This is a genomic window from Candidatus Dadabacteria bacterium, assembly GCA_026706695.1.
Lineage (GTDB): Bacteria > Desulfobacterota_D > UBA1144 > Nemesobacterales > Nemesobacteraceae > Nemesobacter.
The window spans coordinates 33,857-50,266 of sequence record JAPOYE010000016.1 but is presented as its reverse complement, the minus strand read 5'-3'; the positions used below and the strand labels follow the sequence as shown (position 1 = coordinate 50,266).

Here is a 16,410-nt window from a genome sequence, read left to right as displayed (position 1 = left end):
GGGCAGTTGCTTAGCGCGTATTCTTGCGCCACTGCCAAGGAGGCATGAATTCACCGGCCCAGAGCCCGAGACTGTCTTTCTGCGCCTGGATTTCCTGCGGTACATAACGCTTCGAGTAGCGTCTGTAGGCAAGCGCGTAGCCGTTTCTTACAAGCCAGCCGTTTAGGTCAATGTCGCCCAGATAACAGATGCCGAGCAGACGCCCGTAACGGTCGCGCTGCGTGCCTTCGCATCTGATTGTCTCGCCTCCTATCCTGGTTTTCAGTGCCGAGGTCGAGACAAGACCGCAGCGGTAGCTTTTCCCGGAGGCGTCCTTGCATCTCTGGTTTGTCTCGGGGGCGTCAATACCCTCAAGCCTGATTCTCTCTCCTGATATCCTGACCGTGTCGGCGTCCGTTACGTAAGGTCTGCCCTCTAGCGTTTCGGCTTGAGCCGCTCCGACGCCCGGGAGCAGAAGCAGTGCCGCAGCCATAAGCAGTGCTGACAGTTCACTCCTCACTCCGGCGAAAGCGTTTTTCGTTTTTTGAGGTTCAGTTCTGTTTTTCGGCAAAAGATCCTTTTTCATAAATCCTTCCCGGTTATTCCTGAGGTTCTCCAGCAAGCTTTCTCGCCGTCTTTCTCTTTCTTCTTTTCTTCTGTTTTCTGGCTTTCTGAGCCTTTTTTGCTTCCACAGAATCCTCTCCGTGAATCTGCGTCGCGATTTTCCCGGCGAGAATCCTCCTCGCAAGGAACCTGTTAAGTGCTTGTGAGCGTTCCCTTGAGATTTTTACGGCGATGCCGCTTGGCCGGTGCCTCAGGTGAACGCAGGTGGCGAGCTTGTTTACGTTCTGTCCGCCGGGCCCTGAAGATCTCGTGAAGGTTTCCTCAATATCCTCTTCCCTTATGCCGAGGCACTTCATTTCAAGCTCAAGTGCCGTCTGCTTTTCCTTTGACACCCCGAAACTCTTCATGATGGCGCGTCGGAACCTCCTTTTCCAAGCACATTTTAAAATAAACGGCCGGGAATTTTTTTCAAGAATCCTTTTCTTGCTATGAACTGAGTCCGCAAGCGTGATCGCGTAAGTTCCAAGCGGCCGATTTGAGTGGGATTCCCTTGCTACTGAGATCAGCATGCTCCTTTTTTCCCTTGGAAACGTGGTTGTATGCGTATATAATTCCCCGCTGTAATGGAAACGCAGCGGATTCGTGAAATGATAGAGCAGGGCATCCCGACTTCATTTGTTGAGGTCACGGGGGACGGAACGCATTTCCAGGCGGTCATCGTATCCGAGCGGTTTACGGGCAAGCCTCCGATTGAGCGTCACAAACTTGTCTATGCAGCTCTTGGAGACGCCATGGAATCTGAGATACACGCAATCTCGATGAAGACCTACACGCCTGAGCAGTGGGAGAAGCTTAATAACTAAGGAGTGGTGCAATGTCGGATATACAGAAAAAAATAGAGGGCCAGATAGCGCAGAACCCCGTTATTCTCTACATGAAGGGGTCAAAGGATGCCCCCAAGTGTGGTTTCTCAGCGCAGGTGGTCAATATTCTTAACTATTACGGTGTGGATTATGCTACCGTCGATGTCCTTCTGGACCAGGAGATCCGCCAGGGGATAAAGGACTACTCCCAGTGGCCGACGCTTCCACAACTCTACGTTAACGGAAGCTTCATAGGCGGATGCGACATATGTACCGAAATGCACGCAAACGGGGAGCTGGAGGGAATTTTTAAGGGAGACGCCGGAGACTGAGAAGGGAGCGGTTAGCTTTGTTCAGATAACGGTGGACTACACTTAACGGGTGACAATAAGAAGTGGACCCGTTTTCTCTATTGTGTTTTAACCATTTAGCATTATTATTCTCCAAACTATGTCTGGCAAAACAACTTTTATTAAGGTTAAGGAAGAACAAAATCAAGGGATTGCTACTCGCAGAGAACTTTATAATTCCATCGAAGAAAAATTAGGCAGACCGATTGTTTCATATTGTACAAGCTTCGTTCATGATGTGCTCATAGATGACGGAGACGCAATAATGCTTGAAGACTTGTTACGCCCTATGTCTCTGGAAAAAGGCGTTGCATTATTCATCAATTCCCCCGGTGGTTATGCTTTGGCCGCGGAAAGAATCATCCAGATACTAAGAGAATATAGTGGTACTGGCGAGTACCTTTCGATTGTTGCAGGCAAAGCAAAATCTGCCGCAACCATGATATGTTTGGGGTCATCCAAAATTTTAATGGATTCAACATCAGAACTGGGGCCGGTAGACCCGCAAATTCAACTCACTCAAGGCAATTCAACAAAGGTTTATTCGGTCTACAATTTGATTAAAAGCTATGAAGATTTATTCCGTGGTGCAATTCAAGAAGAAGGGAATTTAGAACCCTATTTGCAACAATTGCAAAATTATGACGCTCGCGACATTGAAGAACACAGAAGTGCTTTAGGTTTGTCAGAAGATATCAGTATACAAGCTCTAAAATCAGGTATGATGTCCAGTATGGGTGAAGCGTTAATAAGAAGGAAAATCAAGAATTTTCTTACGCCGAAAAAAGTTAAGTCCCATGGGCGTGCTATTTATGCGGAGGAAGTAAAAAAATGTGGTTTAAATGTTGAAATCAAACCTCTTAAGGATGATACGTGGTCCCAAATTTATGAGTTGTACTATAGAATAAACAACCTGTTATCTACTACGTCAACATCAAAACTGATTGAGAGCAAGAACTCCAGTTTTTTTGTTGCGGCAGGTGGTGTGTAAAATGAAAGAAAAGCAAAATATTATACCAAGAGAAAAATTGAGAAAGCTGTCCAACGCTGAGAAGAAATATAAGGATATCTTAAAAAGAATTGCTCCTTTTCTGCCTGAAAAAACTAAAGTTGTTCACAAACAGTATAGTGAATGGAATACTGATACGGCTTCATTAACGATCATTCAGAAACAAAATCTAAACGATTCAGTGGGATGAGTTGGTGTTGGTAGTCACTGTTTGTGTTCCTTGTTAAACGGGTACTTTGTTTCACAGCTAAAACCCTCTGTCGATATTATAAAGCCATTGTTTCATCTAGAGTGAGATCATCTTGGTGGTTTATCACCGGGATATTAACATTTACAGGAGATTCGGTATAATCACGATCTTTATAATTTTTTCACCATTCTGGAGGTTCCATGAAATCGAGACACACGATATCCATAACGGTAGACAATGAAGCCGGAGTACTCTCAAGAATCGCGGGGCTTTTCAGCGCCAGGGATTTTAACATAGAGAGTCTTAACGTCGCGGAAACCCAGGAACCGGGGACGTCCAGAATAACTCTGGTCACAACCGGCGATGAAGCCATAATTCAGCAGATAATCAAAAGGTTCAACAACATGGTCAACGTGATCAAGGTTGTCGACATGACAGAACTTGACCGCGTGGAAAGAGAGATGATTCTCGTCAAGGTCGACGCGAAGGCCGATTCCAAGCCGGAAATTCTGCGAATCGCCGACATATTCCGGGCCAAGGTCGTCGACGTGTCTCCAAGGTCCTACACGTTCGAGGTTACCGGGGATGAACAGAAGATTCAGGCGTTTGTTGAACTTCAACGACCTTTCGGGATAAAGGAAATCGCGAGAACGGGAACCGTCGCCATGTCCCGGGCGAACAAGAAGAGCAAGTAAAGGAGGATATAACCGGTGAAAGTTTACTACGATGATGACATTGATCCGTCCAAGCTTAAGAAAAAGAAGATTGCGATCATAGGCTACGGAAGCCAGGGTCACGCCCATGCCCAGAACCTGAGGGAAAGCGGAGTCTCGGTCACGGTCGCGGACATTAAGGACAGTCCCAACTGGAAAAAGGCCAAGGAGGCCGGTTTTAACGTGAAGTCGGTTTCCGCCGCTTCCAAGTCCGCGGACATAGCGGTTATGCTGGCTCCAGACACTTACCAGCCGGCGATATACCATGAGCATGTCGAAAAGAACCTAGTTGCCGGAAACGCGCTTATGTTCAGTCACGGTTTTAATATTCACTACGGACAGATCAGACCGTCTGCGGGCGTGGACGTGTTCATGGTCGCTCCCAAGGCCCCGGGCCACACGGTAAGGGACCAGTATGTCGGGGGTGCCGGTGTGCCGGGACTCGTAGCCGTTCACCAGAACCCGACGGGCGACGCCAAGGATCTCGCTCTTGCTTACGCCAGAGCCATCGGGTGTTCAAGGGCGGGAGTTATAGAGACGACTTTCAAGGACGAGACGGAAACCGATCTTTTCGGGGAACAGTCAGTTCTGTGCGGAGGGCTCACGGCCCTTATCCTGGCGGGATACGAGACGCTTGTTGAAGCCGGTTATCCGCCCGAGATGGCTTATTTCGAGTGCTGCCACGAAGTCAAGCTTATAGTTGACCTCATATACGAGGGCGGGATAGCCAACATGCGCTACTCGGTGAGCGATACGGCCAAGTACGGAGACATAACCAGGGGCCCGAGGCTTATAAACGACTCCGTGAAACAGGAGATGAAAAAGATAATCGGGGAGATTCAGTCCGGACAGTTCGCCTCGGAATGGATACTTGAGAATCAGGCTGGAAGGCCTTCCTATAACGCGCTTCTCAGGCAGGGTGAAGAGCATCCGATCGAAAAAGTCGGCGCAGAGCTCAGGGGGATGATGAGCTCGCTTTTCCAGAAGAAACTGGTCGATAAAGACAAGAATTGATGAATTTCCGATTTGTGAGGGTCGCAAGCGAGGGGCTCGGTATAATTTACGTTTCAGCCGCGCTTTGTATTCTCTCCGCGCTTCTGGGTTCTCTCTCTTTATCTTTAGTATTTCTTCTGCTCACCGCTTTTTTCGTCTTTTTCTTCAGGGATCCTGAAAGGGAACTTCCTCCGCTTGAACCCGGTTCCGTGATCTGTCCCGCAGACGGGAAAATAATAGACATCTCGGAGACGTTTGAAGACGATTATCTCAAGCGGAACACCCGAAGAATAAGCATTTTTCTCTCTATTTTCGACTGCCATATAAACAGATTTCCCGTTTCGGGCAAGGTAGTCGGAACCACTTACTGCCCCGGGGAATTCAAAATGGCTTTTAGGGGTGATTCATCCGAGGCCAACGAGCGGCTCGCGACCCTGATTGAGTGCGAGGGCGGAGTCCAGGTGGTTATAGTCCAGGTGGCTGGTTTTCTCGCGAGAAGAATCGTATCACGTGCGAAATTCGGCGACGTATTGGAAATCGGGGAAAAATTCGGGATTATAAAGTTTGGTTCAAGGTTGGATATTTACCTGCCCGAGGATGTGAAGGTGGGTGTTGAGGTAGGGCAGAAAGTCGTGGCCGGCAGGACGGTTATAGCGTGGCTAACTTGAGAAAAAAAAGAAGAAGGAGGTCTCCCCGTCCGGGGAGAGTCATCCCCCTGCTGCCAAGCATGCTCACAACCGTGGGCCTTGCGTTCGGACTTGCGTCCATAGTGACTTCGATTTCCATCCACGGGGACCGTGCCTCAGCCGCAGTTTCTGAGGAATGGCTTTTTAACCGTTTCTGGTGGGCAGCGGGATTTATCGGCATGGCGGTACTTGTCGACATGCTTGACGGCAGGATAGCAAGAGCTCTTAACTCGGAGAGCCGCTTCGGTGCGTCCTATGATTCGCTCTGCGATCTTGTATCGTTCGGGGTCGCCCCGGCAGTGCTTCTTTACGTTTGGGGGCTTTCGGAATATGGAAATCCGGGACTGATGGCGATGCTTTTCTACGTGGTCTGCGCAGCGCTCAGGCTTGCGCGTTTTAACGTACAGTTTGCGACCAAGGAAAAGCGCATGTTCACGGGTCTTCCGAGTCCTATGGCCGCGGGACTTATTCTCTCTCCGATACTCCTTCTCTCCGAGTTTCAGATCATTGCTTCGCCACTTATGAAATCTTTTTATCTTTTCTTCATTCCTGTTGTGGGACTTGTCATGGTCAGCGAGGTTCCGTACAGGAAGTTTCCGCGAATCGCCAGATTCGGACCTTTCAGCACTCTTGTCGCGGGCTCCATCATAATTGCGGCGCTTATTACCAATCCCGGGGTGGTCGCGGTCGTTATAACTTACTGTTATTTTGTCCTTGATCTCGGACGTTGCGCCTGGAAACTGGCCGCGAAGGTTGCATCGCGGGACAAAGAGTCAGAAGCCCTGGCCGGCGACGAGTCCTAGGGGTTTTTCCTCAGGAGGCCTGAGTCGATGAGAGGGGTTTTCAAATTACTTTTTTTGTTCATTCTGATTACGGGAGCAAGTCTTATGAATTCAGGTGCGCAGACCCTTGCGGGTGTCAGTGGAGTAACCAAGTACAGTCTTTCTAACGGCATGACCGTGCTTCTTGAGAGAAACGACTCTTCCCCGGTCGTCGCCGTTAACGTGTGGGTGAAGACCGGAAGCGCGTGCGAGGTGGAGGGCGAGTACGGCCTCGCGCACGTGCACGAACACATGCTTTTCAAGGGGACGGAGAAAAGACGGGTCGGCGAGATAGCCGGGATGGTCGAGGCGGGAGGCGGAGACATAAACGCGTTTACTTCCTTTGACGAGACGGTTTACTACATCGTAAGCGCGCGGCGCTTCCTGCCCGTGGCTCTTGACCTGCTCTCGGACGTCATGGAGAACTCGACTTTTGACCCCGGGGAGCTTGAGCGGGAACTTGAGGTTGTCCAGGAAGAGATAAGAAGGGGAGAGGACTCTCCCTCAAGGGTGCTCAGCCAGAAGCTTTTCTCCACGGCCTACAGCGTTCATCCCTACGGAAGGCCCATAATAGGAACCAAGCAGAGCGTGGGGAGCTTCACCAGAGACGGGATACTTGATTTCTACAGAAAGTGGTATTCCCCGGACAACATGATTCTCGTTGTGGTCGGGGATTTTGATCCCGAGGGAATAAAGGACGAGGTGGCCCGGACTTTCGGAAAAATAAAGAAAAGAAAAACTCCTCGGTGCGAACTTCCCCCGGAGCCCGAGCAGAAACGCACGAGAACCTTCGTTATCGGCCGCGACGTAAACACGGGCTACTTCAGTTTTGCCTTCCATACTCCCTCGGCGAGCCACGCCGACACTCCGGTTCTTGACGTTATAAGCGGCATACTCGGCAGCGGGGAGAGCTCCAGGCTTTACAGAAGACTGAAGGAGCAGAACGCCACCGTAAACGACATATACGCCTACGCTTACAGCCTCAAGGAGAACGGCCTTTTCCTCGTGGGCGGAGTTCTTGACCCCGGCAAGGTTGAAAAAGCCTCAGAGGAGATAGTGGCGGAGATAGAGCTTATAAAGACCGAACCCGTCGGGGCCGAGGAGCTTGCCCGCGCCAAGACTAACATAGAAAGGGACTTCATCCGCGCCAAGGAGACCATGCAGGGACAGGCGAGAAAGCTTGGTTACTTCGAGCTTGAAACCGGAGATTACGGCTACGAACGCCTCTACCTTGAGAGGGTGAGGAATGTTGCCCCGGAGGACATATTGCGGGTAGCCGGAGAATACCTCGTGCAGAAAAATCTCACCGCGGGAGCGCTGCTTCCGGAAGACAAAGCCAAGGGGGTTGAGAAGGGCTTCAGAGAGGCCCTTGTTTTTCCCGGAGGGGCCCAGAAAAAAGAAAGGAAAAAGGCTTCTCAGGCGCAGGCGGAATTTAAAAGATACGAGCTTTCAAACGAAATCCGGGTTCTTCTGAAACGCAATCCGGCCGTTCCGCTTTTCTCCGTTCACGCGGCGTTTCTGGGCGGCCTCAGGTATGAGGACGAGAACACGAACGGGATTTCGAACTTCATGTCCGGGATGTTCACCCGCGGCACCTCGAACCGCTCCGCAGAAGATATAGCCGCCCAGATAGAAGGGCTCGGGGGAACGGTTGACGGCTTCTCGGGGAAAAACAGCGTCGGGGTGACTCTCTCGGCATTGAGTGAGAGCTTTGAAGGGGCGATGGATATTTTCTCGGACGTGATACTTGATCCTTCTTTTTCCGATGAGGAAATGGAGAGGGAGAGAAGAGAAATTCTGGCCGCTTTGGAAAAGCAGGAGGACAATCTCACGGGAAAGGCGGTCAGGAACTTTCTGAGGACCCTTTTCCTTAAGCATCCCTACAGGTTCAACGTTCTTGGAACCGAGGAAAACGTAGACAGGTTTACCTCGGCCGATGTACGCGGGTTCTACGAGAAAGTCATAAGACCCGAGAACATGGTCATCTCCGTTGCGGGCGACATTGACGCGGAGAAAACTCTTGGCGTTCTTGAAAAGCTGTTCGGCGGCATGAAGCGGGGAGGTTTCGAAAAGACCCGGCCGCCCCGTGAGTCCGCGCTTTCTTCTGCGAGGGAAACCGTCGAGCTTGAAAGAGACAAGGCCCAGACCCATATTATCGCGGGCTATCACGCCCCTGGTTTTAAAAGCCGGGACCGCTACGCGTTTGAGGTGCTGAATTCGGTGCTCTCAGGTCAGGGAGGAAGACTCTTCATCGAGCTTCGGGACAAGAAAAGCCTTGCTTACGCCGTTACCTCGTTCTATGTTCCCGGGATGGAAGGGGGCTATTTCGGTGTTTATATAGGAACTGCTCCGCAGAAGCAGGAGGAGGCGCTCGGAGCGATAAAGGAACAGCTCCAGCTTGTCTTGAAGGGTGTCGGGGAGGAGGAGCTTGAGAGGGCGAAGAACTATATTGTGGGAAGTTTCGAGATAGGGCTTCAGAGAAACTCCGCTCAGGCGTCAATAGTCGGGTTTGACGAGCTTTACGGAATAGGCGCGTACGAGTACAGGAGGTTCCCGGAGAAAATTCTTTCCGTCACAGCGGACGACGTGGCGAGGGTGGCAAGGAAGTACATAAATCCCGCTGCGGCGGCGGTTTCAATCCTGAAGCCCGAATAAGATTTTTCCGAAGGCAGGTAGCGGGGAACCTGCTTCGCCCAGGTTTATGAATCGGGGTCTTCTCCGTCGGGGCTTCCGGACGAGAGGGAATAGAAGCGCGTTGTCGGGTAAGCGAGATCTATGTCCGGATGCTTTTCGAACTCGGCGAGTATGGCTGCCCAGATGGCCTGCTCCGAGCCTCTTCTTTTTCTCGGGTTTGTCGTGTATCTGATCGAGAAAAGCACTCCGCTGTCCCTTGTCGACATGTAAACCATCGGGGTGAGGTTCGGCAAATGTATCATGTACTTTTCGGCGACCGCGCGGAGTTGTTCCTCAGCCTGTTCCGGAGAAGTTTTATTTTCTTCTCTCGCTATTCTCTCCAGGATCTCGCGGGTTTTTCTCCAGTCGCTCTCAAACGTTATGAGAACCTGTATCTCGTTCCATATGTAGTTGAACCCGCCGTGATAATTCGCGGTTTTTTCTCTGAGCACGTGGCTGTTGGGAACGTGTATGACCCTGCCTGTACTCTGCTCCGCTTCAACCCAGTTCCCGATCTCGATCAGGCTGAACTGAAACAGCCTCAGGTCTATTACGTCACCCTTGGTTTCTCCTATCTGTATGCGGTCCCCTATCGTGAAGGGCTTTCTCCAGAGTATGAAGAACCAGCCCGCGATGTTGGCTAAGGTTTCATGAAGCGCTATGGCCAGGCCGGCGCTTGCTATACCCAGATAGGCTCCTACCTGACCCAGTCCGCTTATCCACACGCTGCCGACCAGCACTATGGCGAGAAAAACGTAGGAGTACCCGACAATGCGTTTTGAGTAATAGACTGTCTTGGGATCTTTTGTGTTCTTGGTTATGAGAGAGATGAGAACCTTTCTCAGGAATAGCAGGACAACAATTATCAGAATCGACAGCAGGAGGTTTTCTATCTGCGTTTGATATGCGTCGTGGTATCCCCTGAAGTAATTGATCACGTTTTCCACGACTTCAAAAATAAACGATCCTAGCGAAGAGTTCAAAAAGGCGGGAAGTTCTGGCTGCTTGGGGGAACGGGCTTTCGGTTTTTATTTATTTTCTTTTCTGTTATTCTGTTTGCGGGCTGCTAGCTCAGTCTGGTAGAGCAGCTGACTCTTAATCAGTCGGTCGTGGGTTCGAATCCCTCGCAGCCCACTTCATTTTGCGCCTTACGGCGCTGTCCGGAAGCACGATTCAGGGTGCTTGCCGATTTTGACTGTAAAGGGCGAGAGTGGCGGAACAGGCAGACGCGCTAGATTTAGGATCTAGTACCTTAGGGTGTGAGGGTTCGACTCCCTCCTCTCGCAGAAAAACGCTTTACGTGATTCTCAAGACATGCGCCACCTTGCGCTTTTAGTTCTGCTTTTTTATTCCTGCTCCCACGGTACGGAGAATCTCTACGAGAGATCCTTTTACTCGATGGGTTCAACGGTGGAACTTAAGTTTTATTCCCCGAGCGAGGAACTTTTCCACCGGGTTGTTGATGCCTGCGTGGAGAGAACCAAGGAAATAGACCGGCTCTTCAGTAACTACAGGGATGACAGCGTTCTTGCCGAGGTGAACAGAACCGCGGGGGTCGCTCCCGTTTCCGTTCCCGCGGAGTTTCTGCGTCTCGTGCGAACCTCGATTAAGTACTCGGAGCTTACCGAAGGGGCTTTTGACATAACTATCGGCAGTCTTTTCGAACTCTGGGGGGCTGAGACCAAGGCGGGGCGGTTACCCGGTCGGTCACGGATCCGCGACGCGCTTGGGTGTACGGGTTTTCGGAAAATAAAGATAGACGAAGTTAAATCCCGGGTTTTCCTTGACGGCGACTGCGTCAGACTCGACTTCGGAGCTATAGGAAAAGGTTACGCGGTTGACGAGATGGTAAATATCGCCAAGCAAAACGGGATCAAGAGGGGACTTGTGAATTTCGGGGGAAACATATACGCGATGGACCCCCCTGCAGGCAAAAAGTTCTGGGATGTGGGAGTGAGAAAACCCGGGAGGGCAAGCGAAATCATCTCGAAGCTTGACCTTGTGAACAAGGGTGTCGCGACTTCAGGAGATTACGAGCGCTACTTTGAGCACGAGGGGAAAAGATACTCCCATATAATAAATCCCAGGACGGGCTGGCCGGCTGAGGATGTGACTTCGGTTGTAGCCATCTCCAGAACCGCTACGGAAGCCGATGTCTTCTCGACTGCCGTTTCGGTTCTGGGTCCGCGTGGCGCGGAGATGTTTGCCAGAAAGGATAAATCACTGGGTTTCTTGATCGTTGAGAAGAACGGGGAGAAAAGGTCCTGCTTCGGGTCTTATGCGTGTCCCTGAGGTGCGGGGGAGTCACTGCTTCGGCTTCGGATACTCCGGTTTTTTTCTGTAAAGATAAAACGTTACGAAAATGATCAGGTAAAGAAGAGATATCTGAAGGACGACAAAAGAGCCGATTTTAACATAGGCAAACTCGGCGCTTACGTACCTTACCAGCCAGCCGCCGGCTATATCGAGGAAGGCCGAGCCGTAAGATGCTATTATGACGAGAAGCTTTTCGGCGGAGCTTCTGTTAGTGAAAAGAAAAAGATGATTGAGTGTTACAAGTAAAACAGCCATTGAAAAAAAGTGGAAATGGGCTTCTTCAAGCAGTCCAAGGTAGCTTCTCGGAGGCCTGAAACTCTCCTCGGATCCCCTGTAGTACTCAACAACGCTCCCGTAACTGAACCCCACCTTAAGGAAAAGCAGAAGGTTGGTTAACCACAGAAAGAGGAAGAAAATAGTCGTAAGCAGAACGACAAGTTTTAACAGGTCGTTTTTTCTTATGTCCGATGAAATGAAGAATTTCATTTTCCTCTCCTGAATAGAAGTTATTGATCAGCCGGGGTGCCGAGCATAACCCTGTAGACTGCGAGAACCCTTCTCGTGGCTTGCGAAAAAGATACGGCACTTATAGTGGCTCCGGTAATGTTGGGAACTCCCTTTCCTACCTTCATTCTGTCCATCTTGGTTTTTTCTAGGAACAAGTTTATCCATTTTCCGCTCGGCATGTAATCTGTGGGTTCGAAAAATGCGAGAGTTTCGGCGTGGCGAAGAGTCCCATCGGGATTTATCACGAACAGTACGGTTTCGGTAAGTGTCCGAAGAGTGTGGGTATCGATGACGGCGTAGCCAGTCTCTTTTCCGCCGGATCTCGCTATGTAGAAAGTATAAAGTCTTGAATCTACCTCTGCCTTGGCCATTTCGCGTACGCTTTCGGCTTGGGGTCTGGTGAGAAAAACGTGTCTTTTTTCTATTTCTTCTGCTTCAGGGAAAAGGAGCTCAAGCGCCTTGCCCTTGGTAAGAAAGACCTTGGCGGAGACATCTCCGGCACCATGCAGAAAAAACAAAAGCGTTATTAAGATAAGGATTCTCATACTCATGATGAAGGAAGGGCAACATTCTATCTGAATATTGCCCTTTTTAAGAGAGAGAAAGAGAGAAAAAAAGAAGCATAAACCCGCGCCCGTTTATCGCGGATTTAAGTTCTGCATACTAAAACACATATCCAATCCCGAAGTTGTACTGGTCCTTTGCCTGACCCGCGGCGGTATCAAGATTCTGATACTCTGCCTTTACGACCACGTTTGGAATCGGCTTGTAATTTATCCCGATAGTGTACTGGGTTCTGTCGTTCGCTGGGTCTCTCCCATATCCGGCGGGAACTTTCTCCTGGGTATCAAATTGTTCATATCGGAAAAAAGGCGCTAGGTACTCCATGTATTTGCTTCCGGAGTTAAGCGCGGAGAAAATGTTATATGCTCCTAGAACATACCAGCCGGACTGTTCCTCCCCGACGGATTTGTTGCCTTCATACTCTTTAAGTTGGTTTATAAGCGCGGCGTCATCAAGACTGGTCCAGACTGCTAGAGCCCTCAGGTCTAACCCTGCATACTGAAACTGTCCGTCAACCGAGTACATCTGGAAGAGGCCGTCTATAGTCTGGCCGTTAACTTCCTCGCCCTGACCGGTGTTACCGTAGTACATGGATCCTCCGATTCTGATTCCCGGAATAGGATCGTACTCAAGCCTTCCGACAAAAGCCATGTCCTCGAATCTTGCCCTGTTTCCCTTGATTCGAAGACTTCTGTTATCCGACGCCTTGAACCCCCGAGCATCGGCGCTCGACATCACGTAGGCCCTGTAAGAAAGCTCTCCGCCGCTGCCCAGATCAAACGTTCCGTGCGCCCCGGCACCAGACTCTCTCCAGGTGCTCGGAATTATCCGTCTCTCCACCTCGGGTCGCCCCACTCCGTAAAACGTTGTCGGTTCATGAATCTCGTTTACAACTCCGAAAGGAGTCAGCAGAAGCCCACCCCGAAGGTTGAGCTCATCCCTTATAAGGAAATCGACGTACGCGAACTCAACCGAGGCCGATCCCGCTTTTCCATCCTTGTTGCTTCCCGTCGTACCGTGTTCGAATTCTATTTCCGAGTTGAAAATTATGTGGTCGTTGTACTTGTAGCCGTTATAGAGAACCAGTCTCAGGGTATCCACTACATCGTTCGCATCCCCCTCTTTTACGTTGCCTATAAGCACCTCACCGTATCCTCCGAACGATATTCCCTGATCAACCCTGTAGACCTTAGAAGCCGCGGGGGCCAAGCCGAATTCCGTCTCATAAACCGTAGGCTCCGTTACCGAAGCGGACTTTATGGCTTCTATCTCATCCGCTAGAACCTTTATCTGCTCCTCAAGCTTTTTTATCTTTTCGTCCGAAGCCGTACCCGCTAGAGAAATCTGCGTGCCTCCGAGTGAAAAAATCAGGAAAAAGACAAAAAGCATTTTCCACCTTTTTGTGACCTTGTTAGGGTGCGTAATTAATAGATATTCTGGATATTTGATATCCATGATGTAAATTAATAACATTCTGGAGTTATGATGTCAAGAATTTTTTAAAAATATTTGCGGACAAGAAAATCAGCGAAATTACCCGTCTGATTTTCTTCCCGGAACCATTTAGAGAGGCGAAAATGACAACGATGAGAATTATTGACAATAAAGGTCTAGAATGGTAAAAAGTACCTTCCCTGACCCCCAAGATGGGGAGATGTCCGCGGACTATGCTTAAAAAAAGTTTCTTCTATTTGCCAGTTCTCATATTTTTTCTTTTTCCCGCGCTCTCTTATGCCGCGGAGATAGACAGGGTCCTCTCTCTTGTCGATTACATAGGAGGAGATTACGCAAATGCCGTAAAAGAAGGGAAGATCATAAACGAATTTGAGTATCAGGAAATGCTGGACTTTTCTTCCGTAGCGGTTGACCTGTGGGAAAAAACGGGTGAGAAGAGAGAAGGAACAGCTGATTTTTCCGAAAAATTCGCACGTCTGCACTCAATTGTGGTATCCAAAGGGCCCGTCTCTGAGGTGGAAAGCCTTGCAGGTGAACTGAAAGAGCGGATCATTTCAGCCTATGACATAAAACCCTATCCGGCGAATATACCCGATTACGAAAGCGGAAAAGAGCTTTACGTAAGGAACTGTTCCTCCTGTCATGGGCTCTCAGGAAGGCCGGACGATGCTTTCTCTAAGACCCTCAATCCTCCTCCCACGGATTTCACAGCCCCTGATATAAATCTCGGGCTCTCACCCTTTAAAGTTTACAACACCACCACTTTCGGGATCGAAGGTACCGCCATGACCTCGTTCGAAAAGGTGCTTGACGAAAAACAGAAATGGGATGTGGCGTTTTATGTTCTCTCGCTCGGGTATCCGGATATTCCCTCAGGCGGAGGTACTTCTGGGTTCTCCACGGAGAATATTCCCCATGATGTAAGAAAGCTTGAAAATCTTGCCCTGGCCAGCAATGCGGAGATTCTTCTTAATGCCGGAGCCGGGGGCAGTGACGAGGAAGTTCTTTTTTACCTGAGAACCGCTTATCTTCGGGATGGAATTGCTGGAGATGCATCCGAAGCTATAGCCCATACCGTGGGGAAGCTTGAAGAGGCCATCGATCTTTACGAGGCCGGTAGAAAGGACGAGGCTTTCAAGGAGGCTCTCGACGGGTACCTGGGAGGGTTTCAGAGAATCGAACCTGCCCTGGTATCGAAAAAAAGACCGCTTGTTCTTGAGGTTGAGAAAAAAATGGGATTTTTCAGGTCATTAGTGATGTCCGACCGGGACTCCTCCGAGCTTCATGATCTGAAAGCTAGCATAGAGGAGGATCTTCGTGAGTCGGAACGCATTCTGCAAGGCGGCTCATCGCTCGGCAAATACCTGAGTTTTGTTAATTCTTTTGCCATAATACTCAGAGAAGCGCTTGAAGCTCTGCTGATCATTGCGGCCATTATCGCCGCTTTGGCGCATTCAGGTAACCGCGGGATGATCAGGTACGTTCACTACGGGTGGGTGCTCGCCATCTTTGCGGGACTGGCGACGTGGGTTGCGGCAAGAACTATAATAGACATCTCGGGGGCCAGGAGGGAGATCGTGGAAGGAGTGACTTCTCTTCTGGCGGCAGCGATTCTTTTTTACGTAAGTTACTGGCTTGTCTCAAAGGCGGACGTAAAAAAATGGAAGGAATACGTCCGCTCGAAGACCCAGGGCGCGCTTACCCGCAGAAGCGGTCTTACTCTTGCTTTCGTTTCGTTTCTTGCCGTCTACAGGGAGGCTTTCGAGACGATTCTTTTTTACCAGGCGCTTTTCTTCCAGACCGGTTCATCCACGCCGCACGTGATCTATGGACTTATTGCAGGAGTGGCGGTCGTGTTCGTAATAGCCTTTCTTATGTACAGGTTTACCCTCAGGATTCCTCTTAAATACTTCTTTTCCTTCACGAGCGTTTTCCTCTACTTGCTCTGTTTCATACTTCTCGGCAAGGGAATACTTGAACTCCAGGAGGCGGGAATTATTTCTTCAACTACGGCGGATTTCATTCCTTACATGGATACTCTCGGGATATATCCCTCTTATGAGACCGCGATCCCCCAAGCTGTCCTCCTTCTCCTTGCCTTTTCTTTGTTCGCACGAAATTACGTATACCGGGAAAAACATTCGCAAGTTGCGAACGGCACTCAAAACATGTAGCGGTTTCTATCTCCAGCAAGTATAAATATGTGCTGATCATGAGTCCTACGGTGTTCAGAGAAAAGGGGTATCGGTTCTTCTTTTTCTCAAGGGAAGAACAACGAATGCACGTCCATGTAGTATCAAGTGAAGGCGAGGCGAAGTTTTGGCTTGAACCCAAAATTGAGTTAGCAAAAAATTATCGTTATTCTATACACCAACTCAGGGAGATTGAATTACTCGTGGAGGTTCATTACGATGAGCTTATCGCAGCATGGAAGCAGCATTTCGGCAGTTGAGGTGACAAATATCTCTACTCATGGAGTATGGCTTCTGGCTCACGGAAAAGAGTTGTTTATGTCTTATGATGATTTTCCTTGGTTCAGGGATCAGTCCATAAAATCGATCATCAATGTCGAAGAACCGTCCCCAGGGCACTTCTATTGGCCCGATATTGATGTTGACGTTACGGAAGAAATAATAGAGAATCCTGAAAAATTTCCCCTAAAAGCAAAAAGCAAGTAACAAATGTATCAGCATCCCAGAGAGAACATTGCTTCCTCGGGGAATTATT

General features: G+C 49.7%; 19 protein-coding genes and 2 tRNA genes. 15 read left to right on the top strand and 6 right to left on the bottom strand.

Annotated features, from left to right (window positions below; translation table 11 throughout):
• Positions 1 to 10: 10 nt before the first annotated feature.
• Positions 11 to 565, bottom strand: coding sequence for a thermonuclease family protein (locus OXG10_01445; GenBank protein ID MCY3826033.1), 555 nt, complete (start codon positions 563 to 565; stop codon positions 11 to 13).
• Between the two features lie 13 nt (positions 566 to 578).
• Positions 579 to 1,112, bottom strand: coding sequence for a peptide chain release factor-like protein (locus OXG10_01440; GenBank protein ID MCY3826032.1), 534 nt, complete (start codon positions 1,110 to 1,112; stop codon positions 579 to 581).
• Between the two features lie 54 nt (positions 1,113 to 1,166).
• Between OXG10_01440 and OXG10_01435 the strand changes: the two genes are divergently transcribed.
• The 9 genes from OXG10_01435 (at position 1,167) to OXG10_01395 (ending at position 8,823) form a co-directional block, all read left to right on the top strand.
• Positions 1,167 to 1,406 (top strand): BolA/IbaG family iron-sulfur metabolism protein, encoded by a 240-nt coding sequence (locus tag OXG10_01435; GenBank protein ID MCY3826031.1) that lies wholly within the window; start codon positions 1,167 to 1,169, stop codon positions 1,404 to 1,406.
• Positions 1,407 to 1,417: 11 nt separating this feature from the next.
• Positions 1,418 to 1,738, top strand: coding sequence for a Grx4 family monothiol glutaredoxin (gene grxD, locus OXG10_01430; protein ID MCY3826030.1), 321 nt, complete (start codon positions 1,418 to 1,420; stop codon positions 1,736 to 1,738).
• 118 nt (positions 1,739 to 1,856) lie between these two features.
• Entirely contained in the window at positions 1,857 to 2,747 is an 891-nt protein-coding gene (locus OXG10_01425; protein MCY3826029.1) for a hypothetical protein, read from the top strand.
• Between the two features lies 1 nt (position 2,748).
• The gene (locus OXG10_01420; protein MCY3826028.1) at positions 2,749 to 2,955 is read left to right on the top strand and encodes a hypothetical protein; all 207 of its coding nucleotides are present in this window, start codon (positions 2,749 to 2,751) and stop codon (positions 2,953 to 2,955) included.
• 200 nt (positions 2,956 to 3,155) lie between these two features.
• Positions 3,156 to 3,650, top strand: a complete 495-nt coding sequence (gene ilvN / locus OXG10_01415) for an acetolactate synthase small subunit (protein MCY3826027.1) — start codon at positions 3,156 to 3,158, stop codon at positions 3,648 to 3,650.
• A gap of 15 nt (positions 3,651 to 3,665) precedes the next feature.
• Entirely contained in the window at positions 3,666 to 4,682 is a 1,017-nt protein-coding gene (gene ilvC, locus OXG10_01410; GenBank protein ID MCY3826026.1) for a ketol-acid reductoisomerase, read from the top strand.
• Entirely contained in the window at positions 4,682 to 5,329 is a 648-nt protein-coding gene (locus OXG10_01405) for a phosphatidylserine decarboxylase family protein (protein ID MCY3826025.1), read from the top strand. The genes ilvC and OXG10_01405 overlap by 1 nt, the downstream gene beginning before the upstream one ends.
• Positions 5,326 to 6,150, top strand: a complete 825-nt coding sequence (pssA, locus tag OXG10_01400; GenBank protein ID MCY3826024.1) for a CDP-diacylglycerol--serine O-phosphatidyltransferase — start codon at positions 5,326 to 5,328, stop codon at positions 6,148 to 6,150. Before OXG10_01405 ends, pssA begins: the two co-directional genes overlap by 4 nt.
• 84 nt (positions 6,151 to 6,234) lie before the next feature.
• The gene (locus tag OXG10_01395) at positions 6,235 to 8,823 is read left to right on the top strand and encodes a pitrilysin family protein (GenBank protein ID MCY3826023.1); all 2,589 of its coding nucleotides are present in this window, start codon (positions 6,235 to 6,237) and stop codon (positions 8,821 to 8,823) included.
• Between the two features lie 44 nt (positions 8,824 to 8,867).
• Here OXG10_01395 and OXG10_01390 read toward each other — a convergent pair whose 3' ends face one another.
• A complete protein-coding gene (locus OXG10_01390) occupies positions 8,868 to 9,824 on the bottom strand; it encodes a mechanosensitive ion channel family protein (protein MCY3826022.1) in 957 nt (318 codons plus the stop codon).
• Positions 9,825 to 9,901: 77 nt separating this feature from the next.
• On the opposite strand from OXG10_01390, the gene OXG10_01385 reads away from it, so the two are divergent.
• The 3 genes from OXG10_01385 to OXG10_01375 all read left to right on the top strand — a co-directional run bounded on the left by OXG10_01385 (position 9,902) and on the right by OXG10_01375 (position 11,133).
• A tRNA-Lys gene (locus OXG10_01385) sits at positions 9,902 to 9,975 on the top strand.
• 70 nt (positions 9,976 to 10,045) lie between these two features.
• Positions 10,046 to 10,127, top strand: a tRNA-Leu gene (locus tag OXG10_01380).
• A 28-nt stretch (positions 10,128 to 10,155) separates the two neighbouring features.
• Positions 10,156 to 11,133: an FAD:protein FMN transferase gene (locus OXG10_01375; protein ID MCY3826021.1), complete on the top strand. Its 978-nt coding sequence runs from the start codon at positions 10,156 to 10,158 to the stop codon at positions 11,131 to 11,133.
• 12 nt (positions 11,134 to 11,145) lie between these two features.
• On the opposite strand, the gene OXG10_01370 is transcribed toward OXG10_01375, so the two are convergent.
• From OXG10_01370 to OXG10_01360, 3 genes are all read right to left on the bottom strand, one after another.
• A complete protein-coding gene (locus OXG10_01370; protein ID MCY3826020.1) occupies positions 11,146 to 11,643 on the bottom strand; it encodes a hypothetical protein in 498 nt (165 codons plus the stop codon).
• Between the two features lie 20 nt (positions 11,644 to 11,663).
• Positions 11,664 to 12,209, bottom strand: coding sequence for an FMN-binding protein (locus OXG10_01365; protein ID MCY3826019.1), 546 nt, complete (start codon positions 12,207 to 12,209; stop codon positions 11,664 to 11,666).
• A 118-nt stretch (positions 12,210 to 12,327) separates the two neighbouring features.
• The gene (locus OXG10_01360) at positions 12,328 to 13,617 is read right to left on the bottom strand and encodes a hypothetical protein (protein MCY3826018.1); all 1,290 of its coding nucleotides are present in this window, start codon (positions 13,615 to 13,617) and stop codon (positions 12,328 to 12,330) included.
• A 278-nt stretch (positions 13,618 to 13,895) separates the two neighbouring features.
• On the opposite strand from OXG10_01360, the gene OXG10_01355 reads away from it, so the two are divergent.
• Genes OXG10_01355 through OXG10_01345 form a run of 3 tightly spaced genes read left to right on the top strand, consistent with a single transcriptional unit; the run spans position 13,896 to position 16,361 of the window.
• Positions 13,896 to 15,857: a cytochrome c/FTR1 family iron permease gene (locus OXG10_01355; GenBank protein ID MCY3826017.1), complete on the top strand. Its 1,962-nt coding sequence runs from the start codon at positions 13,896 to 13,898 to the stop codon at positions 15,855 to 15,857.
• A gap of 38 nt (positions 15,858 to 15,895) precedes the next feature.
• Positions 15,896 to 16,135: a DUF4160 domain-containing protein gene (locus OXG10_01350; protein MCY3826016.1), complete on the top strand. Its 240-nt coding sequence runs from the start codon at positions 15,896 to 15,898 to the stop codon at positions 16,133 to 16,135.
• Complete coding sequence (locus tag OXG10_01345) at positions 16,095 to 16,361, top strand: DUF2442 domain-containing protein (protein ID MCY3826015.1); 267 nt, start codon at positions 16,095 to 16,097, stop codon at positions 16,359 to 16,361. The genes OXG10_01350 and OXG10_01345 overlap by 41 nt, the downstream gene beginning before the upstream one ends.
• Positions 16,362 to 16,410 lie beyond the last annotated feature (49 nt).

What these genes read in the sequence shown, in the direction of transcription:
- OXG10_01445 (MCY3826033.1), bottom strand. Translation starts at nt 565, where the DNA reads ATGAAAAAGGATCTTTTGCCGAAAAACAGAACTGAACCTCAAAAAACG.
- OXG10_01440 (MCY3826032.1), bottom strand. Translation starts at nt 1,112, where the DNA reads ATGCTGATCTCAGTAGCAAGGGAATCCCACTCAAATCGGCCGCTTGGA.
- OXG10_01435 (MCY3826031.1), top strand. Translation starts at nt 1,167, where the DNA reads ATGGAAACGCAGCGGATTCGTGAAATGATAGAGCAGGGCATCCCGACT.
- grxD (MCY3826030.1), top strand. Translation starts at nt 1,418, where the DNA reads ATGTCGGATATACAGAAAAAAATAGAGGGCCAGATAGCGCAGAACCCC.
- OXG10_01425 (MCY3826029.1), top strand. Translation starts at nt 1,857, where the DNA reads ATGTCTGGCAAAACAACTTTTATTAAGGTTAAGGAAGAACAAAATCAA.
- OXG10_01420 (MCY3826028.1), top strand. Translation starts at nt 2,749, where the DNA reads ATGAAAGAAAAGCAAAATATTATACCAAGAGAAAAATTGAGAAAGCTG.
- ilvN (MCY3826027.1), top strand. Translation starts at nt 3,156, where the DNA reads ATGAAATCGAGACACACGATATCCATAACGGTAGACAATGAAGCCGGA.
- OXG10_01405 (MCY3826025.1), top strand. Translation starts at nt 4,682, where the DNA reads ATGAATTTCCGATTTGTGAGGGTCGCAAGCGAGGGGCTCGGTATAATT.
- OXG10_01395 (MCY3826023.1), top strand. Translation starts at nt 6,235, where the DNA reads ATGAATTCAGGTGCGCAGACCCTTGCGGGTGTCAGTGGAGTAACCAAG.
- OXG10_01375 (MCY3826021.1), top strand. Translation starts at nt 10,156, where the DNA reads ATGCGCCACCTTGCGCTTTTAGTTCTGCTTTTTTATTCCTGCTCCCAC.
- OXG10_01370 (MCY3826020.1), bottom strand. Translation starts at nt 11,643, where the DNA reads ATGAAATTCTTCATTTCATCGGACATAAGAAAAAACGACCTGTTAAAA.
- OXG10_01365 (MCY3826019.1), bottom strand. Translation starts at nt 12,209, where the DNA reads ATGAGAATCCTTATCTTAATAACGCTTTTGTTTTTTCTGCATGGTGCC.
- OXG10_01360 (MCY3826018.1), bottom strand. Translation starts at nt 13,617, where the DNA reads ATGCTTTTTGTCTTTTTCCTGATTTTTTCACTCGGAGGCACGCAGATT.
- OXG10_01355 (MCY3826017.1), top strand. Translation starts at nt 13,896, where the DNA reads ATGCTTAAAAAAAGTTTCTTCTATTTGCCAGTTCTCATATTTTTTCTT.
- OXG10_01350 (MCY3826016.1), top strand. Translation starts at nt 15,896, where the DNA reads ATGAGTCCTACGGTGTTCAGAGAAAAGGGGTATCGGTTCTTCTTTTTC.
- OXG10_01345 (MCY3826015.1), top strand. Translation starts at nt 16,095, where the DNA reads ATGAGCTTATCGCAGCATGGAAGCAGCATTTCGGCAGTTGAGGTGACA.